This window comes from Streptomyces sp. NPDC002619, from assembly GCF_042889305.1.
In the GTDB taxonomy this organism is placed as follows: Bacteria; Actinomycetota; Actinomycetes; order Streptomycetales; family Streptomycetaceae; genus Streptomyces.
Genome location: NZ_JBIAQV010000003.1, coordinates 352,761 through 375,806, shown reverse-complemented (window position 1 = coordinate 375,806; position 23,046 = coordinate 352,761). Strand labels below are relative to the sequence as shown.

Genomic DNA, 23,046 nt, shown 5'->3' with positions numbered 1-23,046 from the left:
AGGCCGCGGGTCAGGCGTCGCGCAGCGGGTTCGGAAGGGGCAGGTAGCGGGCGTCGGCACCGTCCGCGCCCGTCCAGCGCAGCAGCAGGTTCGTCTTGCCGGGGAGCGTGGGCGCGGCGAGCAGGGCGGTGATCTCCGGGAGCTCGTGGCGGGCGAGTTCGGCGCGGGCGGCAGGCCAGGGGTCGAGGCCGGGGTGGTGCTCGGCGAGGGCGGCGGCGATCTCGGTGAGGTGGTTGACGACCAGGGTGTACACCAGCCGCTCCCAGCCCGCCGCCCGGGACACCTCCGGCAGCAGCTTGACGCCCTCGGCGTCCCGGTACAGGGCCTGCACAGGCACGCCGTCGGCGTCCACGGCGACGACGGTGTTCTGCAGATGCGCCTCGACGACGACGCCGTGGTCCACGAAGGCCGTGAGCGCGGGCGGAACGACCTGGCGCAGATAAGCCGCCCACCAGGCCGCCGGGTCGGCCGCGGTGGCGAGCGGGCTGCCTTCGAAGCCCTCCACGAGCCCGGCGGCGAGCAGCGGGGTCGCGCCGCGCAGGAGGTGGCCGCCGAAGCCGTCGCGGACGAGGACGGCCAGCTCCTCGAAGGCGAACGCGGCGGTGCGATAGCCGCGGTCGGAGAGCCAGACCGCGGGCCCGTCCTGCGCCGCGAAGGCCGCGGCGGCGGCCGTGTCGGTGCGGCGCAGTCTCAGCAGGTCGTGGCGCCACAGGCGGCGGATGTCGTTGGTGATCCGCACGTCCAGGCTGAACTTCAGGAACACGTCGCGCCCCGGCTCGTACAGGGTGCGGATCGCCGCGGTCGGCCAGACGTCGAAGGTGGTGGCACCGAGCCGTACCAGGCGGCCGTCGGCGAAAGCCGGGGCGAGCGCGTGGGCGACGAGGTCGAGCTGCCAGGGGTGGGCGGGCAGCAGTCGGTAACCGGGCGGGGCCGTGCCGAGCGCGTCGAGCGCGCCGGTGTCGCCCTCCTCGACGACCTGGTCCTCGCGCACGCCGAGCAGGACGAGCGGGAAACGGGCGTGCGCCTCCGGGGCGTACGGCAGCCAGCCCGCCACGGGGCCGCCGCCGCGCGCCTTCGGGGCGGGGTGGTAGGGATGGCCGGTGATGAGGGACTGTTCCGAGCGCAGATACGGGTCCTCGGGCGCCGTCGCCCGGGCCCGGGCGGTGAGCAGCGCGGCGACCGCGTCCCGGCTGTCGGTCATCTCGGCGGGCAGATCGTTGCCCTGCAGCCCCGTGTGCGCGCGCAGTTCCTCGGCGACCAGTTTCACCAGCTCGGTGTGGCCGACGCGGCGCCACTCGCCCGCCGCGAGCACCTCGGGCTCGGCGGGGCGGCGGGCGCCGCGCACGCGCAGCAGCCGGCCGCCGGGCAGCCGGTACACGGGTCGGTCCCCGGGGTGCGGGAGCGGCTCGGCCACCTCCCGGAGCAGGCAGTTGAGCAGGGGCGCGGCCGCGTACGCGTCGGCACACGCTCCGACGTCGTCGCTGGGGGGCATGGGGTCCACGCGTTCCATTCGTTCGCTTGCGTCCAGTCGTTCTCTTGCGTCCAGACGGTCCGATCGCGATCAGTATGTCTGTCGTATCCGCCCATCCTGACCGGCGATCCTGATAGTCGCGACCGTCGCACCCGGCGCTCGTGACCGTCCCGCACCCTAGGAGCCCGCTCGTGCACCGTCCCCCCACCGCCGAGGCGCAGGTCGCCGCCGAACTGGCGGACGTACGGCCCGGCCTCGTGCCCAGGTACGCGGCTGAGCTGCCCGCCGCCCGGGCGGCCGTGCTGACGCGCCTGTGGCGGGCGCTGGCGCACGAGCCGCTGCCCTGGATCACCCGCCGGGCGGACGGGGCGGACGGCCTGGAACTACGGCTCGCCGACGGCCGGGTGCTGCGGGGGCCGCTCGCGGACCCGTACGCGACCGACGCGTATGTGAGTGCCGTACGCCTTGACGGGGTCCCGTACGACGATCCGGCCCGGCTGATGACGGACCTGGCGGTGCCGCACGCGGCGCGCTTCGCGGCCGAACTCGCGCACAGCGCCGCCTCGTTGGCACTGTCGCGGGCGGGACAGCAGGCTCACTCGAAGGAGTGGCCCGCGCGGGACTGGGAGTGGGAGCAGCGGATGGTGGACGGGCATCCGTTCCACCCCAACTGCCGTTCCCGGCCCGGCTTCTCGGTGGTGGAGCAGTTCGCGTACGGCCCCGAGCACCGGCCGGTGGTGCACCTGGGGACGGTGCCGGCCGACGCCTCCGAGTGTCTGCTGACGGGTGACTGGCCGGACGAACTACGGGACGGGGCCCGGCTGTTGATCCCGGTGCACCCGTGGCAGGCGACCCATGTCCTCAAGGTCCCGTGCGAGAACGGGCCGGCCGCGCACCCGCTGATGTCCCTGCGCACCCTCGCCCTGCCCGGCGGACCGCACGTCAAGACGGCGCTGAGTACGCGGCTGACCTCCTCGGTGCGGGACATCTCCACGTACTCGATCGGTGTGTCCGCGACCCTGTCCGCCTTCGCGGAGGATCTGGCGGCCCGCACGGACGGGCTGTTGCACGTCACCCGCACCCTGGGCGCGGTCACGGCCAACTCCCCCGATCTGGCGGCGGTGTTGCGCGAGTCGCCGCAGATGTACGCGGGCCCGGGCGAGCACCTACTGCCGGTCGCCGCCCTGGCCACCACGGACCTGCCCGACTCCCCCGCCTGGCTGGCCGCCTTCACCCGGCTCGCCCTCACGGTCGGGCTGCGCCTGCTGGAGCTCGGCGTGGCCCTGGAGGCGCACGGCCAGAACCTCCTGGTGGTCCTGTCGGAGTCGGGCACCCCGCTGCGTCTGGTCTACCGCGACCTGGCCGACATCAGGGTCAGTCCCGTCCGCCTGACCCACCACGGCATCACACCGCCGGCCCTCACCGGCCGCCTCATCACGGACGACGAGACCACCCTGCGCCGCAAGCTGTTCGGCTCCCTGGTGGCGGGTGCCCTGGCCGGGACGGCAGGCTCGGCCGCGTCCCTGCGGTCCGCCCTGGACACGGCGGTACGCGACGTGCCCACGACCCCCGATCTGACGGCCCTGCGCGAATCCCCCCTCCCGGCCAAGGCCCTGACCCTGATGCGTCTGTCCCCGGAAACCCCGGGCGACCAGTGGGCGGCGCTGCCCAACCCGCTGAACTGAGGATCCCGGTGGCCCCTCCTACTCGATGCGAGGAATCAGTGGGCCTTGACCTCGTCGGCGTCCAGGCCGCGGTCGACGCCGTGGGCGACGACTCTCTGGCCGGGCTCGAGTTCGAGGCGCTTTCCGTCGAGGTGGACCTCGATCTCGTCCGGCTCGAAGGACACCAGGTCGCCGATCCGGCCGACCTCGCGGTAGGCGGCACGGTACGACCAGGCGGCGCGGTGCGCGTCCCCGATGTCGTAGTAGTCGCACAGGCCCTTGTAGGGGCAGAAGGTCTGGCCCTCGACCGGCTTCAGCCGTGCCTCGTCGATGTCGGCGCGCGGGACGTACCAGCGCGGGGCGAAGCCGGACTCGTACAGCACGACGGGGTGCTCGGAGCGGGCCACCACGGTGTCGCCGAGGCGGACTTCGAGGGTGCGGGAGGTCTCGCGGATGTCGATGCGGTGGTAGGGGTCGGCGGCGTGGCCGAGGATGCGTTCGTCCTCCTCGTAGAAGGCGTCCATCGCCCGCCAGGCGAAGGCGGTACGGCCCTGGAGGTCGGCGGCGTGCGCGGGCAGCGCGGTCAGCTCCCAGGCGGCGCGTTCTGTGGTGCGGTCGCCCGCGGTGACGGCGTACCAGGTGGTGTCGCCGAGGTCCTTGTGCCGGGTGACCTTGCCGCTGGGGACCAGGGCCCGCTCGTCGACGTCCTCGCGGGGGAAGTAGGCGACGGGGTAGCGGCCGGGCTCGTGCAGCAGGATCACGTGCTCGCTGTCGGCGATCCAGGTGTCGTTGAACCTGACGCGCATGCGGCGGCGCAGCCGCTCGACGAACAGCAGCCGTTCGGGCAGGGGTTCGGAGGTGAGGAAGTGTCCGATCGCGCCTGCGGAGAGGGGGCCTTGTTGCCAGGACAGTCCCATGGTGAGTTCCTTCCGGGTCCGGGGCGGGCGGGAGGCCGCACCCCTGGAGTGGGTGCGGCCGGTCAGGCGAGGACGCGGCCGAGGAAGTCGCGGATGCGCTCGGTGATGGTGTCGAGGTGGCTCTCCAGGGCGAAGTGCCCGGAGGGCAGCAGGTGGATCTCGGCGTCGGGCAGGTCCCGGCCGAAGGCGTCGGCGCCGGCGGGGCCGAAGATCTCGTCGTTCGCGCCCCAGACGGCCAGCAGCGGGACCTGGGAGTCGCGGAAGTACTGGTGGACCTGAGGGTAGAGGTCCACGTTGGTCGGGTAGTCGCGGAACAGCCTGAGCTGGATCTCGTCGTTGCCGGGGCGGTCGAGCAGCGCCTGATCGTGGACCCAGTTGTCGGGGCTGACCAGGGTCGGGTCGGCGACGCCGTTCACGTACTGCCAGCGGGTGACCTCGGCGGTCAGGGCGCCGCGCATGGGTGCCTCGGTGTCCGGTCCGGGCGCCTTGGCGTAGGCGAAGACGCCGTCCCAGAAGGGCTGGACGAAGCCCTCTTCGTAGGCGTTGCCGTTCTGCGTGACGATCGCGGTGATGCGGTCCGGGTCGCGCAGGGCGAGCCGCCAGCCGATGGGGGCGCCGTAGTCCTGCACGTACATCGCGAACCGGTCGACGCCCAGCTGCTTGAGCAGTCCGTGGGTGACATCGGTGAGGGCCTCGAAGGTGTACGGGAAGTCCTTCGGGTCCGGCATCGCCGACTGGCCGAACCCGATGTGGTCGGGGGCGATGACGTGGTAGCGGTCGGCGAGCGCCGGGATCAGGTGGCGGAACATGTGCGAGCTGGTCGGGAAGCCGTGCAGCAGCACGACGGCGGGCGCCTGGGGGTCGCCGGCCTCCCGGTAGAAGACCTCCTGGCCGTTGACGGTGACGGTGCGGTGGTGGACTGCGGGAGCCATGGATCTAACCTCTCTTTCGAGTGTGACCGGTTACATAGCCAGTGGAGCACGCTCGATCTAACCTGTCAATTAACTTTTACTGGTTAGGTGAATGATTCAGGAGTCAGGATGGGTTTGTTGTAACCTTTCAAACGAATCAATCCGGTTAGGAGGTGGTCGGGGTGGTCGATCGAGAGCGACAGGACGCGCTGCTGGAACTCCTGAACACGACGCCGGTGGTGGGCGGGGCCGTCCAGGACCGGCTCGCGGATCCGGAAGCGGCCAGGTCGTGGCAGCGGGCGCACGGCGGGCAGGGCGGCGCGCAGGAGCGCCGGCATCTGGTGGAGGCGCGCGATGGCCTGCAGGCCGTGGTGCGCGGCAGCCGGCCGGCCGCGTCGCTGGCCCCGCTCCTCGAGGGCGTCGCCTCCCACCCGCGCGTTTCTCCTGGGGGCGTGTCCTGGGAGGTCGACGTGCCGCGGGAGCGCCGGCCGGCGGTGGACGCGGTTCTTGCGTGGGGGGCGTTGCAGGAGACGACGCCCGGCCGACTGCGCCCGTGCGAGAACCCGGAGTGCCGGCGGTTCCTGCTCGACCGCAGCAAGACCAACAAGGGCCGCTGGTGCTCGATGGCCCTGTGCGGCAACCGTATGAAGGCCCGCCGTCACTACCGGCGCACCCACGAGGGCACCACCGAGTGACCGGCACGGCGGCACGTGCCTCATCCCGGCCGGCCCCCGCCGCGGTGTCGACCTTGGGCAGTCCCCGTCGTCGCAGAGACCCCGCCGGCCGCTGTGACGCGGATGCCCCGGGGCACAGCACGCCCGCCACCTTGGCCACGGAACCCTCGTGGACCAAGGCCACCAGGCATTTCAGCGCCCGCAAAGTGGCCATACGTACATTCTCGGCAAATCGGCCCCGCCCGCACCGGACCGGTCGGCCGGACACCGTGCCGCAGCGGCTTCACCTCGCGCGTGAAAACCCCGGACGCGGGAAACCCGGGCAGGTGAATCCCCGTACCTGAGAACCAAGCCCACGGAGGAGAACCGCGATGGCGACGCTGGTGTCCGTCAACGTAGGGATGCCCAAGGACGTCTCCTGGCAGGAGCGGACCGTCCACACCGGCGTCTGGAAGGCCCCGGTCGACGGCCCCCGGATGGTACGGCGGCTGAACATCGACGGGGACGGTCAGGGCGACCTGGCCGGGCACGGCGGTGAGATGCGTGCCGTCCTCGTCTACCAGGTGGAGTCCTACCAGTACTGGCAGAAGCAACTCGGCCGCGACGACCTGACGTTCGGGAACTTCGGTGAGAACTTCACCGTCGACGGTCTGTCCGACGACGAGGTGTGCATCGGCGACCGGTATCGCATCGGCGAGGCCGAGTTCGAGGTCACCCAGCCCCGCGTCACCTGCTACCGCGTCGGGATGCGTCTGGGTGAGCCCGCGATGGCCTCCCTCCTGGTCGCGCACCACCGCCCCGGCTTCTACCTGCGCGTCCTCACCGAGGGACACGTCCGGGCCGGCGACGAGATCGCCCTCATCGGCAAGGGACCGGAACAGCTCAGCGTCGCCGACATCGACGCCCTGCTCTACCTCCCCGACCGCGACCCGGCGACGCTCCGCAAGGCGCTCAACATCCCCGCGCTCAGCCCCGGTTGGCAGCAGTCCTTCCGCGAGCTCGCCGCAGCCGAACAGCCGGCACGACAAACCGGCTGGCCCGGCTTCAGGACCCTGCGCGTCGCCCGCATCGTCCCCGAGACGCCGACCGTCTCCTCCGTCTACCTCGACACCACCGACGACACCTCGCTGCCCGAGGCCCGCCCCGGCCAGTACCTCTCCATCCGCCTGGCCGTCGGCGACGCGGCGCCGACAGTGCGCAGCTACTCCCTGTCGTCCGCGCCCGGCGCCGACACCTACCGCATCAGCGTGAAGTGCGAACCCCACGGCCAGGTCAGCGGCTACATCCACACCGGCCTGCGCCCCGGCGACCTCGTCGACATCGCGAGCCCGCGCGGCACGTTCGTCCTCGAAGCGGGCAGTGCCCCCGTCGTCCTCGTCTCGGCGGGCATCGGCGCCACTCCCGTCATGGCGATGCTCCATCAGCTCGCCGCCGCACGCGACCCACGCCCCGTCTGGTGGATCCACACCGCGCACGACCGCACCCATCACCCCTTCGCCGACGAGGCCCATGCCCTCCTGGCCCAACTCCCCGACGCCCACGAGCACATCTACTACACCGCCGAGGCCCCCCGTCCCGACGAACCCCACGTCACTCAGGGCCGCCCGACCGCCAGTTCACTCGCGGCCCTGGGCATCCCCGCCGACGCCGACGCCTATCTCTGCGGACCGCCCGCCTTCATGGACGGACTGACCGGCATCCTGCGCGAGCGCGGTCTGGACCCGGCGCGCATCCACACGGAACAGTTCGGCGCGCTCTCCGCCATCAACCCCGGTGTCACGCCCGGCGCCACGGTCCGACCGCACCAGCCGCCCGGCCCCACGGGCACCGGCCCGCTCGTCACCTTCGCCCGCAGCGGCATCAGCACCCCGTGGTCACCGACCCACGCGTCGCTCCTCGGCCTCGCCGAAGCCTGCGACATCCCCACCCGCTGGTCCTGCCGCACCGGCGTCTGCCACACCTGCGTCACCCCGCTCGTCTCCGGCGACATCACCTACTCGCCCCAGCCGCTCGAACCCCCGGAGCCTGGCAGCGTCCTCGTCTGCTGCAGCCGGCCCAGCGCCGAAGTCGTCCTCGACCTCTAGTCGTACGACCCGACCAGCGGCCCGTTTTGGAACACGACACCTTGGATCAATAAGATCCGCCGATGATCAGAAGACAACGGCTGGCGGCGGGCGTCTGCGCCCTGCTCGCCGCCCTGACGGCCGGGATCGCATGTCCCGTCGGAGCGGTCGCCGACGAGACCGATCAGGCCGCCCCCAAGGTGGAACTGGTGCTGGACGTCAGCGGATCCATGCGAGCGGCCGACATCGACGGCGGCACCCGCATGGCCGCGGCGAAGCAGGCGTTCAACGAGGTGCTCGACGCAACGCCCGAAGAGGTGCAGCTGGGCATCCGCACGCTCGGCGCCAACTACCGCGGCAACGACAGGAAGACGGGCTGCAAGGACACCGAACAGCTCTACCCGGTGGGCCCGCTGGACCGCACCGAGGCCAAGACCGCCGTCGCCACGCTGCAGCCGACCGGCTGGACACCGATCGGGCCCGCGCTGCAGCAGGCGGCCGGCGACCTCGAAGGCGGTGACGGCACTCGCCGTATCGTCCTGATCAGCGACGGCGAGGACACCTGCCAGCCGCTGGACCCGTGCGAGGTGGCCCGCGAGATAGCCGCCAAGGGCATCGGACTGACCATCGACACCCTCGGTCTGGTGCCGGACGCCAAGACCCGTGACCAGCTCAGCTGCATCGCGGACGCGACCGGCGGGACGTACACCTCCGTACAGCACAAGGAGGAACTCACCGACCGGGTCGGGCAGTTGGTCGATCGGGCCGCCGATCCGGTGGTGACGCCGGTGGAGACCGAGGGTGCCGCGCAGTGCGCGCAGGCCCCGGCCCTCAAGTCCGGTCTCTACACGGACCGCGAGGAGTTCGGCCGGCAGCGCTGGTACAAGGTGGACGTCAACCCCGGTCAGGAGCTGCGCGCTTCGGTGAGCGTGGCGGCGGACCGGGCCGTGAACCCCGACTACGGCGTGCTGCTGCGTGCGGTCACGATGCAGGGCCGTGAGATCGTGCGCGGCGAGGCCGCGGGCAACGGCCGTACGGACGTCATCTCGACGGGTCTGCGCTACCCGAAGGCCGAGAGCGACGACGAGACCGCCACCGCCGAGACCGTCTGCCTCCAGGTCACCAACTCCTACTCCGCGGCCGCCGGCGTGAAGACCACCCCGGGTCTGCCGCTCGAGCTGACCGTCGATGTCGTGGACGGGCCGAGCAAGGCGAGCGACGTGGCCTCCTTCGGCCTCGGGCGCGGCTGGTGGCTGCTCGGCGCGCTGGTGCTGACCGGCTTCGTCGCCGGTCTGCTGTGGGGCTGGCTGTCGCGCTGGCGTCTCGCGGTCTGGAGGACCAACTGATGCGGATCACACATGTGTTGAGCGCCGCCGTGCTGGCGCTGGGACTCGCCGCGGGCCCGGCCGCCGCCGACTCCTCGCCCTCCCCGAGCGCCTCCGAGGACAGCAAGGCGCCCACCCAGGCGGGCACCGCGTTCCGTACGGCGACCGAGATCGAGCAGGGGCAGCAGGCCACCGCGAGCGGCTCCACGGGTGACTACCTGTACTGGTCGTTCGCGGCCGACGCGGGCCTGCGCCCGAAGGTCGCCGCGACGGTGAAGCTCCCCGAGTCGCACACTGCCGAGACCTGGCAGATCGACGTGTACGACGGGCTGCGCCGCCGCCAGTCCTGCCAGTACGGCAACCAGACCCGCACCGCCGCCGAGGGCGCCGCCTCCGTCGAGCTGGCCTGTGTCCTGCGCACGGTCCGTTCCTGGTCGGAGCCGTGGGCCAACGACCCGCTGCCGGGGACGTACTACATCCGGCTGACGGCGGTGAACCTCGCCTCGTCCGACCTGGGCCAGCCGGTGAACGCCGAGGTCCGCGTCGACTCCAAGGACATCGGCGGCTCGGCCGCCGTGGACGGCTCGCTGGCCGAGCCGCTCGTGCCGGGCGTCGCGATGAAGCCGAAGACGGACGAGGCGGACGAGGACTCCTCGCCCAAGGCCGCCGTGCTGTCCGGCATCGAGCCCGACGGCGGCTGGTCCTCCGGCTGGTGGTCCGACCGCTGGGTGTGGACCGCGGTGGGCGGTGCGCTGGCCGCGCTCGCGGGTGTCGGCGGGTACGCGCTGACACGCGGCGTTGGACGACCCGGTCGGATGCCGCCGAACGTGTGATTCCCGGCCTGAGCCGAAGGAAGGCCCGCCGCAGTCGCGGCGGGCCTTCCTCCTTCCCGGGGCTTCTCAGGCTTCTCAGGCCTCGCGCAGCATCTTGGCCAGCGTGCCGTCGCCGGTCACGGTGATGCGCGCGGCCCGCACAGCGTCCAGGACGCCCAAATCCCCCCGGCTGACGGCCGTACAGGTGTCCGTGTCCATGTCGAGCCGGGCGTCGGGGTCGCCGGGCGCGGGACCGTCGCCGTACACCGGACCCTCCTCGGCGCCGACAACGAGGTGGAAGACCCCCTCCTCCAGGCGGACTTCCACGACTCCCTCCCCCTCGATCGCCCGCAGCAGCGGCAGCGCGAACCAGTGCGCGCGTACGGCGTCGGTGGGCCGCCGCTCGCCCAGTTCCGGCTGCCCCCACTCCCCCAGCGCCTGGAGCACGGGCAGCAACTTCCGCCCTCGCCCGGTGAGTTCGTACACATAGGCCGCACCGGGCGGCGGCAGCCGGCGCCGGGTCGTGAGCCCGTCGCGTTCCATGTCCTTCAACCGCGAGGCGAGTACGTCCGTGCTCACGCCCGGCAGGTCCGCGTGCAGGTCCGTGTAGCGGCGCGGACCCGCGAGCAGCTCACGGACGATCAGCAGGGTCCACCGGTCGCCGACGACGTCGAGTGCGCGGGCGGCGGAGCAGTACTGGTCGTAGCTTCGGCGAGGTGACATGCGACGCAGTCTAGACACGTTGTTGGACTTTCCAAGCTCCCACTTGGTAAAACCAAGCAACACGAGTTTCCGGAGGGGCGCAATGGAGTTCCGGCAGTCGAACAAGCTCAGCGAGGTCTGTTACGAGATCCGCGGCCCGGTGATCGAGCACGCCAACGCGCTGGAGGAGGCGGGCCACAGCGTGCTGCGCCTGAACACCGGCAACCCCGCGCTGTTCGGTTTCGAGGCGCCGGAGGAGATCCTCCAGGACATGATCCGGATGCTCCCGCAGGCGCACGGCTACACCGACTCGCGCGGCATCCTCTCCGCCCGTCGGGCCGTCGCCCAGCGCTACCAGACCCTGGGCCTGGAGGTCGGTGTCGACGACGTGTTCCTCGGCAACGGCGTCTCGGAGCTGGTGTCTATGGCCGTCCAGGCGCTCCTCGAGGACGGCGACGAAGTCCTCATCCCCGCACCGGACTTCCCCCTGTGGACCGCGGTCACCACGCTCGCCGGCGGCAAGGCGGTCCACTACCTGTGCGACGAACAGGCCGACTGGTACCCGGACCTGGACGACATGGCGTCGAAGATCACCGACCGGACCAAGGCCGTCGTCATCATCAACCCCAACAACCCCACCGGCGCGGTCTACCCGAAGGAGATCGTCGAGGGCATCCTCGACCTCGCCCGCCGCCACGGACTGATGGTCTTCGCCGACGAGATCTACGACCAGATCCTCTACGACGACGCCGTGCACCACTCGGCCGCCGCGCTCGCCCCCGATCTGGTCGTCCTCACCTTCTGCGGCCTGTCGAAGACATACCGCGTGGCGGGCTTCCGCTCGGGCTGGCTGGTGGTCACCGGCCCGAAGCAGCACGCCCGGAACTATCTGGAGGGCCTCACGATGCTGGCCTCCATGCGGCTGTGCGCCAACGCGCCCGCGCAGTACGCCATCCAGGCCGCGCTCGGCGGCCGTCAGTCCATCCATGAACTCACCGCTCCCGGCGGCCGGTTGCACGAGCAGCGGAACATGGCCTGGGAGAAGCTGAACGAGATCCCCGGGGTGTCCTGCGTGAAGCCGAAGGGCGCGCTGTACGCGTTCCCGCGCATCGACCCCAAGGTGCACCGCATCCACGACGACGAGAAGTTCGTCCTGGACCTGCTCCTGCGGGAGAAGATCCAGGTCGTCCAGGGCACGGGCTTCAACTGGCCCGCACCCGACCACTTCCGCATCCTCACCCTCCCGTACGCGGACGATCTGGAAGCGGCGATCGGACGGATCGGGCGGTTCCTGAGCGGGTATCGTCAGTAGGCCTCGCACGCACCACCGGGTCAGGGGCGCGCCCTGGACCGGCTGACCGGAGTCGTCCAGCCCGTGACCCCGCTCGTCGTCGCGGTCGGAGAACTCGCGCAGACGGTGCGCGGAGCCCTGGGGCATTGAGGCAGGCGGGACAAGACCAGGGGCGGAACGACGAAGCGGCCGTATGGCCCAGCCCGTCCTGCGAGTCGGCGCGACCGTGTGCCACGGTGCCGACAGGCGAGCGGGAAGGGCGCGCACGTGACTGACCTCTTTATCGTCCGGCACGGTGAGACCGAATGGTCGCGGTCCGGACGGCACACAGGCTGGACGGACGTCCCGCTCACCGAGCGCGGACGGGACGAGGCGCGCAGGCTGGTCCCGCTGGTCCGCTCGCACCGCATCGGCGCCGCCTTCGTCAGCCCCCTGCAACGCGCCCGGGAGACGGCCCAGCTCATCGGCGTGGACGACTGCCGAGTCGACTCCGACCTGCGCGAATGGGACTACGGCGGGTACGAGGGGATCACGACCGCCGAGATCCAGCGCACCCGCCCCGGCTGGTTCCTGTTCACGGACGGAGTCGCGCCGGGGCCGCCGCAGCATCCCGGGGAGACCCCCGAGCAGGTCGGCGAGCGGGCCGACCGGATGCTGGCCAAGGTGGACGCGGCCATGGCCAACACCGAAGGCATCGTCCTGCTGGTCGCGCACGGCCACTTCCTGCGCGTCCTGACCGCGCGCCGACTCGGCCTGCCGCCCTCGCAGGGCGCGCTGTTCCAGCTGGCCACGGGCACGGTGTGCCGGCTGAGCACGGAGCACATGCGCCCGGTGATCGCGGGCTGGAACATCCGGCCGTCGCCCTAGCCGAGCGCCCCCGTTGTCGGACCCGGGTCGTACGCTTCGAACGAGCCGGACGGGTACGACAACGGGGAGGAGCACGCCGTGACACGACCGCCGACCGCCGCGCAGCGGCGTGTCATCGACGCCGCCGACCCGGTCACCGGGCGGCTGCGGGGTACGGAGGCGCAGCTCGCGGCGCTGGTGAAGCGCGGGCTCGCCTTCCGGCACCCGCGCCCTCCGCACGACCACTTCCTGACTCCGGCGGGGCATCGGGTACGGGAGTCGGCGCCTCAGGAGCCTGCCGAGCCGGCCCCGGCCCAGGCTTCGGCGGCGGGTGGGGGCTTCGCGGCGCGCGTCGGGGGCGAGGAGGAGGCGGAAGCATCGGGCCCGGCCCGGGTGCGAGAGGTGCACAGCGCCTGGCAGGGGCTGCTGGAGCTGCGCCGGATGACCAATCCGGACGGGGCCACGGACCGGCCGTGCGGGTGGGAGCGTACGCATCTGGTGCGGGCCGCCGCGCTCGCCCTGGAGGCGGCCGGGCACCGGCCCGCGGGGAAGGACGGCGACGGCTACCGGGTGCGTGCGACCCCGCAGCCCGAGGCGGTCGCCGTGTACGTGCCCGACGGCGAGACCCTGCGGGCGTGCGCGGCCACGTTGGAGCGGGCGGGCTGGCAAGCCGGGGAGTACACGGAGCCTCGGACGAGGGCGCGCCATCTGCTGGCCTCGCCGCGCCGGGCGTGAACGGGGCATGCCAGGATCGGAGGGAATCGGTGCGTCGTACACGAGACGTCGTACACGAGAAGGCATGGGCGAGAAGCCGTACAGGAGAAGAGGACATCGTGAGCAAGCCGTTTTCCGTCCGGGTCACCGTGCGCGGATACGAGACCGATGTGCAGGGCCACCTCAACCAGGCGGTGTACCTCAACTACGCCGAGCACGCCCGCTGGTCGCTGCTCCAGGCGGCCGGGGTGAGCCAGGCCCGGCTCGTCGGCGGGGGCGTGGGCCCGGTGACACTGGAGACGACGATCCGTTACCGGCATGAGCTGCTCGCGGGCGACGAGGTCGAGGTGACCTGCGCGTTCGAGTGGGGCGAGGGCAAGACGTTCCGGATCGAGCAGGAGGTGCGCAAGACGGACGGCACGGTGGCCGCCGAGATCACCGCGGTCGGCGGGATCCTGGACCTCGAGCGGCGCAAGCTGGTCGCGGACCCACGGGAGATCTTCAAGGAACTGGCCACGGACCTGCCCCTGTTCGGACTCTAGACGCCCCCTCCCCGCCTACGCGTCGAGCAACTCCGGCTGGCGCTCGGCGTCGTAGGCCGCGCGGGCCTCGGCGACGTACACGCGGTTGCGCTCCGCCCAGTCGGTCAGTCGCTGGAGCGTCTCGTGCAACTCCAGGGCCACCGGGGTGAGTTCGTACTCGACCTTCGGCGGCACGGTCGGATGCACGGTGCGCGTCACCAGGCCGTCGCGCTCCAGGTTCCGCAGGGTGAGCGTGAGCATACGGCGACTGATGCCCTCGATGCCGCGCTCCAACTCCGTGAAGCGGATGGGCCCGTGCGCGGCCGCGACCAGGATCTGGACGCTCCATTTTCCGGCGACCCTGTCAAGAACTTCCCGGACCGGGCACGCGTGCGCGTTCACGACCTGGGTGGTAACACCCGTGTTCCCCTGGGACATCGAACTGCCTCCTTATGCCTCCGCCCATGGTCACCCACGATGTTCCCCGTTACAAGTCGTGCACCTGGTGCACGTACGGTTCCTACGGAGAATGCGGAGGCCTTCAGGCCATGTCGACCACCACCCAGTCACCGACCGGGGCGGCGCCGTATCGAACGTACTCCCGTCGGGCGTCCCTCGTCGTGCTGTGCGCGGGAACGCTGATGACGATCCTGGACGGCAACATCGTCACCGTGGCGATGCCCGCCATCCAGCGCGACCTGGGCTTCAGCGGATCAGGGCTCGCCTGGGTCGTCAACGCCTATCTCATCCCCTTCGGCGGGCTGCTCCTGCTGGTAGGCCGGCTCGGGGACCTGGTGGGCCGTAAGCGGATGTTCACGGCGGGCCTCGCCGTGTTCACCGTGGCCTCGGTGCTCGCGGGGGTGGCCACCAGTCAGGGCGTGCTGATCGCGGCGCGCGCCCTGCAGGGCGCGGGCGGGGCGATGGCGTCGGCCGTGGTGCTCGGCATGCTGGTCTCCCTGTTCCCCGAGCCGCGTGAACAGGCCCGCGCCATTGCGGTGTTCAGCGCGGTCGGCGCAGCGGGAGGGGCCCTCGGCACGTTTCTGGGCGGGGCACTGACCCAGGCCCTGAGCTGGCACTGGATCTTCTTGATCAACCTGCCGATCGGCATCGCGGCGTGGCTGGCGGCGGTGCGGGTCCTGGCGCCCGAGCGTGGCGCCGGGCTCGGCAGGGGCGCCGACTATCCGGGGGCCGCGCTCGTCACCGGTGCGCTGATGCTGACCGTGTACGTCATCGTCGGCTCCGGCGACCGCGAACTCACCACCTCGCTGCCGCTCGCGGGCCTCGCCCTCGCCCTGTTCGCCGGGTTCACCGTCCGCCAGGCGCGGGCCGCGCGCCCGCTGCTGCGGCTGCGGCTGTTCCGCTCCCGGCTGCTGTCCGGCGCGAACGCCGTGCAGATCATCATGATCGGGACGATGTACGGCTTCCAGTTCATCGGCGCGCTGTATCTGCAACGGGTGCTCGGCTACGGCGAGTTGGCGACCGGTACGGCCTTCCTGCCGGCGCCGGTCGCGATCGGGGTGCTGATGCTGGGCCTGTCGGCGCGGACCATCGGGCGGTTCGGGCCGTACCGCGTCCTGCTGGCCGGGCTGGTCCTGATCGTCGCCGGGATGGCCCTGCTGAGCCGTGCACCGGCCGACGGCTCGTACGTCACCGACGTGCTGCCGCCGCTGCTCCTGCTGGCCACCGGGTTCGCCGCCGCGATGCCCGCGCTGACCGGGCTCGCCATGACGGGGGCACGGGAAGAGGACGCGGGACTGGCCTCCGGGCTGTTCAACACCACGCAGGTGGTGGGCGGTTCACTGGGCCTGGCCGTACTGACGACCCTGGCGGCGAGCCGTACCGGCGGACTGCTCGACGGGGGCGCGGAGCTGATCCCGGCCACGGCGGAGGGCTACCGGCTCGCTTTCCGCGTGGCGACGGGGCTCGCCGTGGGCGCCCTGGCGCTGGCGGCGGTGGTGCTGCGGCCGGGGAGGCGGGACTGACCCCGGCCGCAGGCCCACGAACTCGCTGTCGGCGAGCGGAAGTTGCACAACCGGTTCGCCGAGGGCATCGGCCCCTCCTCAGGTCCCGGCCGGGTCCGGTACCGGCTCTCCTCCGGTCGGTTAACACGTCGGCTCTGACGTGGGTTTCTTGGAGGTGGTGCTCGCGGTCGTGCGGGACCGGTGGGGACGGTGACCGTCCGGGGCGCGTGCGCGTCCACGCACGCGCCCCGGAGACGGCCGCCATGGACCCCGCTCGGGTCCACGGCTACCGGCCGGGAGCCGTCCCTCCCGGCCGGAGATCAAAAGCCGTACGGCGAAGAGGAGTTACTGCGCGGTGATCCGCGCGAGCCGCTGGGCTTCCGCCCGCGTGGAGCGGGCGATGGCGTCCTCGTCGACGTGCAGCAGGTGGCTGTCCTGGACGATCTGACGGCCGTTCACGAACGAGGCCGTCACCGGTGCCGCCGCGCCGAGGACCAGGGCGGTCACCGGGTCGGCGATGGAGGCGTGGGCGAGGGTGTCCAGCTTCCACAGCACCAGGTCGGCCAGCTTGCCCGGCTCCAGGGAGCCGATCTCGGCGGCGCGGCCGAGGACTTGGGCGCCGCCGTACGTCCCGAGGCGCAGCGCCTGGCGGGCGTTCAGGGCAGCCTCGCGGCGGGCGCCGAGGCGGTTGATGAGGAGGGCGTTGCGCAGTTCGGTGTGCAGTTCGCCGGACTCGTTGGAGGCGGTGCCGTCGACGCCGAGGCCGACCGGGACGCCGGCTTCGAGCATGTCGGGGACGCGGGCGATCCCGGCTGCCAGGCGGGCGTTGGAGGAGGGACAGTGGGCGACACCGGTCTTCGTACGGGCGAAGGCGGCGATGTCGGAGTCGTTCATGTGGACGCAGTGCGCCATCCACACGTCCTCGCCCAGCCAGCCCGTCGACTCGAAGTAGTCGGTCGGGCCCATGCCGAACAGCTCGTGGCAGAACTTCTCCTCCTCGACCGTCTCCGAACCGTGGGTGTGCAGGCGTACGCCGAGACGGCGGGCCAACTCGGCGCCTTCACACAGGAGTTCGGTGGAGACGGAAAACGGTGAGCAGGGCGCGACGGCGACCTGGGTCATCGCGTCGAAGGACGAGTCGTGGTGTTCCTTGACGGTCGCCTCGGTGGCGGCGAGGGCGCCTTCGAGGGTCTCCACGGCGAAGTCCGGGGGCAGACCGCCGTCCTTCTCGCTGCGGTCCATGGAACCGCGGGCGAGGGTGAAGCGGACGCCCGTCTCGCGGGCGGCGCGGATGATGGCGCCGGACAGGTCGCCGGAGTCCTTCGGGAAGACGTAATGGTGGTCCATGGCGGTGGTGACTCCGCCGCGGGCCATCATCGCGAGGGATCCCTGCGCGGCGGCGTACACCATCGGCTCGTCGATGCGCGCCCAGGTCGGATAGAGCGCAACGAGCCAGTTGAAGAGGTTGTGGTCGGTGGCCAGACCGCGGGTGATCCACTGGTAGAAGTGGTGGTGGGTGTTGACCAGGCCGGGGGTGACCAGGTGCCCGCCGGCGTCGATGCGGCGTACGACGTTCTCCAGGCCTTCGGGGGCCTTGCCCGCGCCGAGCGCCTCGATGCGGTTGCCGGCGATGACGACGTGTCCGCTCGCGTACTCGGTGTCGTCCGCGTCGACCGTCGCGATCGCGGCGTTCTCGATGACGGTGCGCTGGGCTGCTGCCATGATTCGTCCTTTTCGCTCAGTGGACTCGGGGAGCGGGCACGGCAGGACCCTGGGAGTTTGAGTGCCGCGGCCGGGGCGCGGGGATCGCCGGCCGCGGGTGCCGAGATGAAGTTGCCAGGACTACAGGTTCGTGAGGTCCACCGGGATCCGCGCCTCGCAGCCGTCCCGCAGGATGGTGCCCTCGATCAGGCCGTAGGGCCGGTCGGCGGCGAAGTACACCTCATTGTCGTTCTTCAGCCCGAAGGGCTCCAGGTCGACCAGGAAGTGGTGCTTGTTCGGCAGCGAGAAGCGGACCTCGTCGATCTCACCGCGGTGGTCGATGATGCGCGAGCCCATCTGGTACAGCGTCTGCTGGAGCGAGAGGGAGTACGTCTCGGCGAAGGCCTGGAGCATGTGCTTCTTCGCCTGGTCGTACGACTCCTCCCAGTCGGGCATCTCCTGCTCGTCGTCGGTCCAGTTGAACCGCCAGCAGCCGGAGACCTGGGTGGCCAGGATGCGGTCGTACGCCTCCGGGAGCGTCGTGTACCTGTCCTTGACGTAGCCCCAGAACTCGGAGTCGGTCGAGTTCATCACGACGAGGTCCTTGAGCCCGGAGACGACCTCCCACGACGTGCCGTCGTAGGTGATCTGCGTCAACCGGGTCTCCTGGCCCTTGCGGACGAACGAGTGCTTCTTGTCGCCGGAGGTCTCGATCCGCTCCCAGGCGTATTCCTCGATGCGGATGCGGGCCCGGTGGATCGGCTCCTGCGAGGTGACGAAGTGGCGGGCGAGGTGGATACCGAACTGCTCGGCCGACTCGATGCCGTACTCCTTGGCGAACGCGTACACCGTGTTCTTGGTGGTGTCGGTCGGCAGGACGTGGGCGTTGGAGCCGGAGTAGTGGACCTCTTCCATGTCGCCGGAGAGCGACACGGACACGTTGAGGTCCTTGATGTGATGGGTGGCGCCGTCCCGCGTGATCTTTACGACTCGGTTCTCGGCCTTGCCGTACTGGTTCTGTCCCAGCATCACAGGTCGGGCAGGGCGGGAATTGACGGTCATTGAGCTAGCTCCCTCGGTAAACGGAGTAGCCGAACGGGTTGAGCAGCAGCGGTACGTGATAGTGCTCCCCGGCCTTCACGGCGAAGGTGATCGCCACCTCGGGGAAGAACACGGCACCGCTGTCCCGATTCGCGGGGGCGTCCTGCTGCGCATCGGCTTGCTTGTTCTCGAAACGCTCGAAATACGCCTCCACGGCGAAGTCGAGCCGTACGTGGGTGGTTCCTTCCGGCAGGGCCGGCAGGTCCTTGCACCGCCCGTCCACGTCGGTCGCAGAGCCGCCGAGCGCCTGCCAGCCGGCTTCCCGTCCGCCGCGAGCGGAGAGCTGGACGGCGACGCCGCCGGCGGGGCGGCCGATGCTCGTGTCCAGGATGTGCGTGGACACGGAGGCGGTGGTGCTGGTGCTCATGGTGTCAGGCGTCCTCTTCGACGAGTCGGCCGAGCCGGATCCGGTTGATCTTGCCCAGCTCGGTGCGGACGATCTCCCGTTCCTGCTCGGGCGAGTTCCCGATCCGCTCCTTGACCGCGTCCCGCATCTGCTCACCGGTTCTGCCGGTGGCGCAGATCAGGAAGACATGGCCGAACCTGTCCTGGTAGGCCAGGTTCAGTTCCAGCATCTCCGCCTTGAGATCGTCGGAGGCGCCGGCCATGCCGCGCTGCTCCCGGGCCGAGGTCGGATCGCCCTGCTTCGGGCGGCCGATCGGCGGGTGTCCGGCCATGGCTTCGGCCAGATCCTCACCGGTCAGCTCGGCCATGGCTGCGTCGCCGGCGATGTAGAGGTCGTCCGCGGTGGCGTAGGGGCGGCCGGTGAGCAGCCGGCGCGCCCATGCCGTGGAGGCGCACGCCTCGTGGAGTGCGGCGAGGGCCGCGTGCTCCGTAAGGTCGTTGAACCGGGCCAGGCCCGGGGGCGTGGAAGTCGAAGTCACGGGGGCCTCCGTGGCCGCGAGCGGCCTTGGGTGCTGAACGGGCTGCGGCCAGCTAACGCCCTCCGGAACACAACGTCAACACTTTGTTGAAAATTCCGGGTTGCAGAGCCGCCTCAGCTACGCGATCTTCCCGGGTCAGGCCTCTTTCTCACGGTTGAGGTAGTTGTAGACCGTGAAGCGGCTGACGCCCAGGGCGCCGGCCACGGTCTCCACGCCGTGCCGTACGGAGAAGGCGCCGCGCGCCTCCAGTATGCGTACGACCTCCTGCTTGGCCTTGCGGTCCAGCTCGGCCAGCGGCTTGCCCCGCTTGCGCTCCATGGCGGCCAGGATGTGGTCGAGGGAGTCGGCGAGCTGAGGCAGGCGTACGGCGACGACGTCGGCGCCCTCCCAGGCGAGCACGACGTCGTCGGGACCGGCCTCGTCCGGGGGCAGCATCTCCCCGCCCATGGCGTCGACCAATGGCTTCACGGCCGCGATGAAAGGCTCGTCCCCGGTCAATTGTCGCCCTTCCCGATCACGTTGACCTGCAGCGAGATCCGGGTGGCGCCGGCCTCCAGCGACTTGCGCAGCAGGGCGTCGACGGCGCTGAGCACGGTGTCGGCGCCACCCTCCGCCGTGTTGCCGAACGGGCCGACGTCCACCGCGTCCAGCTCGGCCGCCTCGATGACCTCGCGGGCCGCCAGCGCGTGCGCCGGGGCCTCGTCGAGATCGAAGGGTTCCGTCGTGAACTCCACTCGCAATCGCACTGCGCCCCCATGGCATCGCTCGCCCCGGTCACTCCGGGAGGACCTTAACAGCCACGAAAAGGGCGAGCCCGCCGAGGAAGAGAGCGCAGCGGCGTGCGACGCCGACACCCCGCACCGGCCCAGCGCCACACACGGCCTCGCCCCCCGACCCCCTTGACAACTCCCCGACCAGACCTGCAGTCTTCCATTAAGCAGAAATCAACTTCCGCAATACGGAAATGCGAGAACGGAAGGAGCGCGGCCCAGATGGGATTCGCAGACCAGCGCTTCAACGTCAACCTGTCGATCCTCTTCACGGAACTCCCGCTCCTGGAGCGCCCCGCGGCCGCCGCCGCGGCGGGCTTCTCCGCGGTCGAGCTGTGGTGGCCCTGGGTCGACTCCCCCACCCCCGAACAGTCCGAACTCGACGCCCTCAAGAAGGCGATCGAGGACGCGGGCGTGCAGCTCACGGGCCTGAACTTCTACGCCGGACAGCTCCCGGGCCCCGACCGCGGCGCCCTGTCGCTGCCCGGTGAGGAGTCGGACCGGTTCCGCGCCAACATCGACGTGGCCGCCGACTTCGCCGCCGCGCTGGGCTGCAAGGCGCTCAACGCCCTGTACGGCAACCGCGTCGACGGCGTCGACCCGGCCGAGCAGGACGCGCTGGCCCTGGAGAACCTCGTCCTCGCGGCCCGCGCCGCCGACCGGATCGGCGCGATCCTGCTGATCGAGGCCCTGAACAAGCCGGAGTCACCGCTGTATCCGCTGGTGTCGGCGCCGGCCGCGATCGAGGTCGTGGACAAGGTCAACGCGGCCACGGGTCTCGGGAACGCGAAGTTCCTGATGGACCTGTACCACCTGTCGATGAACGGCGAGGACCTGCCCTCGGTCATCGAGCACTACGCGCCGAAGACCGGCCATGTGCAGATCGCCGACAACCCCGGCCGCGGCGCCCCCGGCACCGGTTCGCTCCCCCTGAAGGAGCTGCTCGACCAGCTGGCGAAGGCCGGTTACGACGGCTGGGTCGGCCTGGAGTACAAGCCGGGCGACCAGCCGAGTTCCGAGGCCTTCGAGTGGCTCCCGCGCGAGTCCCGCTGAACACCCCGACTTCGCACCGCAGTCAGAGAGGCACCCATGAGCAACACTCTCCCCAAGATCGCATGGATCGGCCTCGGCATCATGGGCTCCCCCATGTCCGAGAACCTGATCAAGGCGGGTTACGACGTCACGGGCTACACCCTGGAGCAGGACAAGCTGGACCGGCTGACCGCCGCCGGCGGCACCGCGGCCGGCTCGATCGCCGAGGCCGTGCGGGACGCCGACGTGGTCATCACGATGGTGCCCGCCTCCCCGCAGGTCGAGGCCATCTCCTACGGCCCGGACGGCATCCTGGACAACGCGCGGTCCGGCGCCCTGCTGATCGACATGTCCTCGATCACCCCGCAGACCTCGATCGACCTGGCGAAGGCCGCCGGCGAGAAGGGCATCCGCGTCCTCGACGCCCCGGTGTCCGGCGGTGAGGCCGGTGCCGTCGAGGCGGTGCTGTCGATCATGGTCGGCGGTGAGCAGGCCGACTTCGACACCGCCGAGCCGATCTTCGAGGCGCTCGGCAAGACCATCGTGCTGTGCGGTCCGCACGGCTCCGGTCAGACCGTGAAGGCGGCCAACCAGCTGATCGTCGCCGTGAACATCCAGGCGTGCGCCGAGGCCGTGGTCTTCCTGGAGAAGTCCGGCGTGGACCTGACGGCGGCGCTGGACGTCCTCAATGGCGGCCTGGCGGGCTCCACCGTGCTGACGCGGAAGAAGGACAACTTCCTGAACCGCGACTTCAAGCCGGGCTTCCGCATCGACCTGCACCACAAGGACATGGGCATCGTCACGGACGCCGCCCGCAATGTCGGCGCCGCGCTGCCCGTCGGCGCCGTGGTCGCCCAGCTGGTCGCCAGCCTGCGTGCGCAGGGCGACGGCGGCCTGGACCACTCCGCCCTGCTGCGGGCCGTGGAGCGCCTCTCCGGCGCCCAGGTCTGACGCACCCCGACTTCCGGGCGGCACCGGCGCCGACAACTGTCCTGTCGCGCCCAGGCGCCGGCGCCGCCCGGAACCAACCGAGCGAACTGAACCCACGAACGGCGTGCGGAGTCGGACGGGAGGTCCTGACTCCGTGCGCGCAGCCCGCAGCCGAGCGGCCCGGATGAGGGGTGGCCGAACGGCAGGGTGGGCCGGGCGAGGACCGCGGCGCCTCGCGAGCCAGTGCGGTGGTGAAGGACCCGGGTTCCCCTTCCCGACCTGAGGGGAGGGCGTTCCCGGCCCGTCGCGACCGCCGCGGTCCCAGCCCCACGGCTCCCACAGGGAGCCCCTCACCTCCCACCGTCTCCGTCCGGCGGCGCGAACGTACCGTCGCGCCCGGTCTCGCGCCGTCGGACGGCCAGCCTCCTCCGGAGTGCGGAACCAGCCGCTCCGCAGGAGGCTTTAGTCATGACGCAGCCATCGCCCCAGTTCCCGCACCTCGTGGTGCACGCCCCCGCCCTGGACGGGTCCCGGCGGGTCACCGAGGGTGACGTGACCCTGGGGATCGCCTCCCACCTGGACGACGTCGTCGAGATCCTGCGCATGGCCGACCTGGACCGGATCGAGGTCGAGGAGAGCGATCTCATCGAGTGGCAGGGCGGCGGCCCGGACGAGTGGCCGGGCCTGTCGGAACACCTCGAGGACTGACCTGGCACCCGGCAGACGCAACGCAGAAAGCAGAAAACAGAGGGCGGC

The 23,046-nt window shown here is 71.1% G+C and carries 24 protein-coding genes; 13 read left to right on the top strand and 11 right to left on the bottom strand.

The features are described 5' to 3' along the window. Positions 1-10 precede the first annotated feature (10 nt). The gene (locus ACFYXB_RS08890; RefSeq protein WP_389579363.1) at positions 11-1,510 is read right to left on the bottom strand and encodes an IucA/IucC family protein; all 1,500 of its coding nucleotides are present in this window, start codon (positions 1,508-1,510) and stop codon (positions 11-13) included. 152 nt (positions 1,511-1,662) lie between these two features. Between ACFYXB_RS08890 and ACFYXB_RS08885 the strand changes: the two genes are divergently transcribed. Next, complete coding sequence (locus ACFYXB_RS08885) at positions 1,663-3,156, top strand: IucA/IucC family protein (protein WP_389579361.1); 1,494 nt, start codon at positions 1,663-1,665, stop codon at positions 3,154-3,156. A 35-nt stretch (positions 3,157-3,191) separates the two neighbouring features. On the opposite strand, the gene ACFYXB_RS08880 is transcribed toward ACFYXB_RS08885, so the two are convergent. Further along, entirely contained in the window at positions 3,192-4,052 is an 861-nt protein-coding gene (locus ACFYXB_RS08880) for a DUF427 domain-containing protein (protein ID WP_389579359.1), read from the bottom strand. A gap of 62 nt (positions 4,053-4,114) precedes the next feature. Then, positions 4,115-4,984 carry an alpha/beta fold hydrolase gene (locus ACFYXB_RS08875; protein ID WP_389579356.1) on the bottom strand — a complete coding sequence of 290 codons (870 nt, stop codon included), beginning with the start codon at positions 4,982-4,984 and terminating at the stop codon, positions 4,115-4,117. Positions 4,985-5,145: 161 nt separating this feature from the next. On the opposite strand from ACFYXB_RS08875, the gene ACFYXB_RS08870 reads away from it, so the two are divergent. The 4 genes from ACFYXB_RS08870 to ACFYXB_RS08855 all read left to right on the top strand — a co-directional run bounded on the left by ACFYXB_RS08870 (position 5,146) and on the right by ACFYXB_RS08855 (position 9,858). Beyond that, positions 5,146-5,658, top strand: coding sequence for a CGNR zinc finger domain-containing protein (locus ACFYXB_RS08870; protein ID WP_389579353.1), 513 nt, complete (start codon positions 5,146-5,148; stop codon positions 5,656-5,658). A 350-nt stretch (positions 5,659-6,008) separates the two neighbouring features. Continuing rightward, a complete protein-coding gene (locus ACFYXB_RS08865; protein ID WP_389579350.1) occupies positions 6,009-7,721 on the top strand; it encodes an MOSC domain-containing protein in 1,713 nt (570 codons plus the stop codon). Between the two features lie 62 nt (positions 7,722-7,783). Next, positions 7,784-9,046: a VWA domain-containing protein gene (locus ACFYXB_RS08860; RefSeq protein WP_389579347.1), complete on the top strand. Its 1,263-nt coding sequence runs from the start codon at positions 7,784-7,786 to the stop codon at positions 9,044-9,046. Next, positions 9,046-9,858, top strand: coding sequence for a hypothetical protein (locus tag ACFYXB_RS08855; protein WP_389579345.1), 813 nt, complete (start codon positions 9,046-9,048; stop codon positions 9,856-9,858). Before ACFYXB_RS08860 ends, ACFYXB_RS08855 begins: the two co-directional genes overlap by 1 nt. 75 nt (positions 9,859-9,933) lie before the next feature. Here the strand turns inward: ACFYXB_RS08855 and ACFYXB_RS08850 are convergent, their stop codons facing one another. Then, on the bottom strand, positions 9,934-10,560 hold the full coding sequence (locus ACFYXB_RS08850; RefSeq protein ID WP_389579342.1) for a winged helix-turn-helix transcriptional regulator: 627 nt from the start codon (positions 10,558-10,560) through the stop codon (positions 9,934-9,936). Between the two features lie 82 nt (positions 10,561-10,642). Here ACFYXB_RS08850 and ACFYXB_RS08845 point away from each other — a divergent pair, with 82 nt between their 5' ends. From ACFYXB_RS08845 to ACFYXB_RS08830, 4 genes are all read left to right on the top strand, one after another. Next, entirely contained in the window at positions 10,643-11,851 is a 1,209-nt protein-coding gene (locus ACFYXB_RS08845; protein WP_351348834.1) for a pyridoxal phosphate-dependent aminotransferase, read from the top strand. Positions 11,852-12,097: 246 nt separating this feature from the next. Next, positions 12,098-12,697, top strand: coding sequence for a histidine phosphatase family protein (locus ACFYXB_RS08840; protein ID WP_389579339.1), 600 nt, complete (start codon positions 12,098-12,100; stop codon positions 12,695-12,697). Positions 12,698-12,775: 78 nt separating this feature from the next. After that, positions 12,776-13,411: a hypothetical protein gene (locus ACFYXB_RS08835; RefSeq protein ID WP_389579336.1), complete on the top strand. Its 636-nt coding sequence runs from the start codon at positions 12,776-12,778 to the stop codon at positions 13,409-13,411. 98 nt (positions 13,412-13,509) lie between these two features. Next, a complete protein-coding gene (locus ACFYXB_RS08830) occupies positions 13,510-13,932 on the top strand; it encodes an acyl-CoA thioesterase (RefSeq protein WP_351348843.1) in 423 nt (140 codons plus the stop codon). 15 nt (positions 13,933-13,947) lie between these two features. Here the strand turns inward: ACFYXB_RS08830 and ACFYXB_RS08825 are convergent, their stop codons facing one another. Continuing rightward, positions 13,948-14,349: a winged helix-turn-helix transcriptional regulator gene (locus tag ACFYXB_RS08825; protein ID WP_389579332.1), complete on the bottom strand. Its 402-nt coding sequence runs from the start codon at positions 14,347-14,349 to the stop codon at positions 13,948-13,950. Positions 14,350-14,459: 110 nt separating this feature from the next. On the opposite strand from ACFYXB_RS08825, the gene ACFYXB_RS08820 reads away from it, so the two are divergent. Beyond that, positions 14,460-15,893 (top strand): MFS transporter, encoded by a 1,434-nt coding sequence (locus ACFYXB_RS08820; RefSeq protein ID WP_389579329.1) that lies wholly within the window; start codon positions 14,460-14,462, stop codon positions 15,891-15,893. Positions 15,894-16,217: 324 nt separating this feature from the next. Here the strand turns inward: ACFYXB_RS08820 and ACFYXB_RS08815 are convergent, their stop codons facing one another. The 6 genes from ACFYXB_RS08815 to ACFYXB_RS08790 form a co-directional block, all read right to left on the bottom strand. Continuing rightward, positions 16,218-17,594 carry an 8-oxoguanine deaminase gene (locus ACFYXB_RS08815; RefSeq protein WP_389579326.1) on the bottom strand — a complete coding sequence of 459 codons (1,377 nt, stop codon included), beginning with the start codon at positions 17,592-17,594 and terminating at the stop codon, positions 16,218-16,220. Between the two features lie 120 nt (positions 17,595-17,714). Beyond that, complete coding sequence (gene pucL / locus ACFYXB_RS08810) at positions 17,715-18,635, bottom strand: factor-independent urate hydroxylase (protein ID WP_389579323.1); 921 nt, start codon at positions 18,633-18,635, stop codon at positions 17,715-17,717. Between the two features lie 4 nt (positions 18,636-18,639). Then, positions 18,640-19,041: a hydroxyisourate hydrolase gene (uraH, locus tag ACFYXB_RS08805; protein WP_351348858.1), complete on the bottom strand. Its 402-nt coding sequence runs from the start codon at positions 19,039-19,041 to the stop codon at positions 18,640-18,642. A 4-nt stretch (positions 19,042-19,045) separates the two neighbouring features. Continuing rightward, positions 19,046-19,558: a 2-oxo-4-hydroxy-4-carboxy-5-ureidoimidazoline decarboxylase gene (gene uraD / locus ACFYXB_RS08800; RefSeq protein ID WP_389579319.1), complete on the bottom strand. Its 513-nt coding sequence runs from the start codon at positions 19,556-19,558 to the stop codon at positions 19,046-19,048. A gap of 135 nt (positions 19,559-19,693) precedes the next feature. Continuing rightward, positions 19,694-20,005, bottom strand: a complete 312-nt coding sequence (locus ACFYXB_RS08795; protein WP_389579551.1) for a helix-turn-helix domain-containing protein — start codon at positions 20,003-20,005, stop codon at positions 19,694-19,696. Positions 20,006-20,052: 47 nt separating this feature from the next. Next, positions 20,053-20,304, bottom strand: a complete 252-nt coding sequence (locus tag ACFYXB_RS08790; protein WP_389579316.1) for a hypothetical protein — start codon at positions 20,302-20,304, stop codon at positions 20,053-20,055. Positions 20,305-20,550: 246 nt separating this feature from the next. Between ACFYXB_RS08790 and ACFYXB_RS08785 the strand changes: the two genes are divergently transcribed. From ACFYXB_RS08785 to ACFYXB_RS08775, 3 genes are all read left to right on the top strand, one after another. Next, positions 20,551-21,381: a TIM barrel protein gene (locus ACFYXB_RS08785; RefSeq protein WP_389579314.1), complete on the top strand. Its 831-nt coding sequence runs from the start codon at positions 20,551-20,553 to the stop codon at positions 21,379-21,381. 36 nt (positions 21,382-21,417) lie between these two features. After that, entirely contained in the window at positions 21,418-22,311 is an 894-nt protein-coding gene (locus ACFYXB_RS08780) for a 2-hydroxy-3-oxopropionate reductase (RefSeq protein ID WP_388499576.1), read from the top strand. Positions 22,312-22,758: 447 nt separating this feature from the next. Then, positions 22,759-22,998, top strand: a complete 240-nt coding sequence (locus ACFYXB_RS08775) for a hypothetical protein (protein WP_389579311.1) — start codon at positions 22,759-22,761, stop codon at positions 22,996-22,998. The last annotated feature ends 48 nt before the right edge of the window (positions 22,999-23,046 follow it).

What these genes read in the sequence shown, in the direction of transcription:
- ACFYXB_RS08875 (WP_389579356.1), bottom strand. Translation starts at nt 4,984, where the DNA reads ATGGCTCCCGCAGTCCACCACCGCACCGTCACCGTCAACGGCCAGGAG.
- ACFYXB_RS08850 (WP_389579342.1), bottom strand. Translation starts at nt 10,560, where the DNA reads ATGTCACCTCGCCGAAGCTACGACCAGTACTGCTCCGCCGCCCGCGCA.
- ACFYXB_RS08865 (WP_389579350.1), top strand. Translation starts at nt 6,009, where the DNA reads ATGGCGACGCTGGTGTCCGTCAACGTAGGGATGCCCAAGGACGTCTCC.
- ACFYXB_RS08815 (WP_389579326.1), bottom strand. Translation starts at nt 17,594, where the DNA reads ATGGCAGCAGCCCAGCGCACCGTCATCGAGAACGCCGCGATCGCGACG.
- ACFYXB_RS08880 (WP_389579359.1), bottom strand. Translation starts at nt 4,052, where the DNA reads ATGGGACTGTCCTGGCAACAAGGCCCCCTCTCCGCAGGCGCGATCGGA.
- ACFYXB_RS08795 (WP_389579551.1), bottom strand. Translation starts at nt 20,005, where the DNA reads ATGGGCGGGGAGATGCTGCCCCCGGACGAGGCCGGTCCCGACGACGTC.
- pucL (WP_389579323.1), bottom strand. Translation starts at nt 18,635, where the DNA reads ATGACCGTCAATTCCCGCCCTGCCCGACCTGTGATGCTGGGACAGAAC.
- ACFYXB_RS08785 (WP_389579314.1), top strand. Translation starts at nt 20,551, where the DNA reads ATGGGATTCGCAGACCAGCGCTTCAACGTCAACCTGTCGATCCTCTTC.
- uraH (WP_351348858.1), bottom strand. Translation starts at nt 19,041, where the DNA reads ATGAGCACCAGCACCACCGCCTCCGTGTCCACGCACATCCTGGACACG.
- ACFYXB_RS08780 (WP_388499576.1), top strand. Translation starts at nt 21,418, where the DNA reads ATGAGCAACACTCTCCCCAAGATCGCATGGATCGGCCTCGGCATCATG.
- ACFYXB_RS08775 (WP_389579311.1), top strand. Translation starts at nt 22,759, where the DNA reads ATGACGCAGCCATCGCCCCAGTTCCCGCACCTCGTGGTGCACGCCCCC.
- ACFYXB_RS08825 (WP_389579332.1), bottom strand. Translation starts at nt 14,349, where the DNA reads ATGTCCCAGGGGAACACGGGTGTTACCACCCAGGTCGTGAACGCGCAC.
- ACFYXB_RS08890 (WP_389579363.1), bottom strand. Translation starts at nt 1,510, where the DNA reads ATGGAACGCGTGGACCCCATGCCCCCCAGCGACGACGTCGGAGCGTGT.
- ACFYXB_RS08820 (WP_389579329.1), top strand. Translation starts at nt 14,460, where the DNA reads ATGTCGACCACCACCCAGTCACCGACCGGGGCGGCGCCGTATCGAACG.
- ACFYXB_RS08845 (WP_351348834.1), top strand. Translation starts at nt 10,643, where the DNA reads ATGGAGTTCCGGCAGTCGAACAAGCTCAGCGAGGTCTGTTACGAGATC.
- ACFYXB_RS08855 (WP_389579345.1), top strand. Translation starts at nt 9,046, where the DNA reads ATGCGGATCACACATGTGTTGAGCGCCGCCGTGCTGGCGCTGGGACTC.
- ACFYXB_RS08860 (WP_389579347.1), top strand. Translation starts at nt 7,784, where the DNA reads ATGATCAGAAGACAACGGCTGGCGGCGGGCGTCTGCGCCCTGCTCGCC.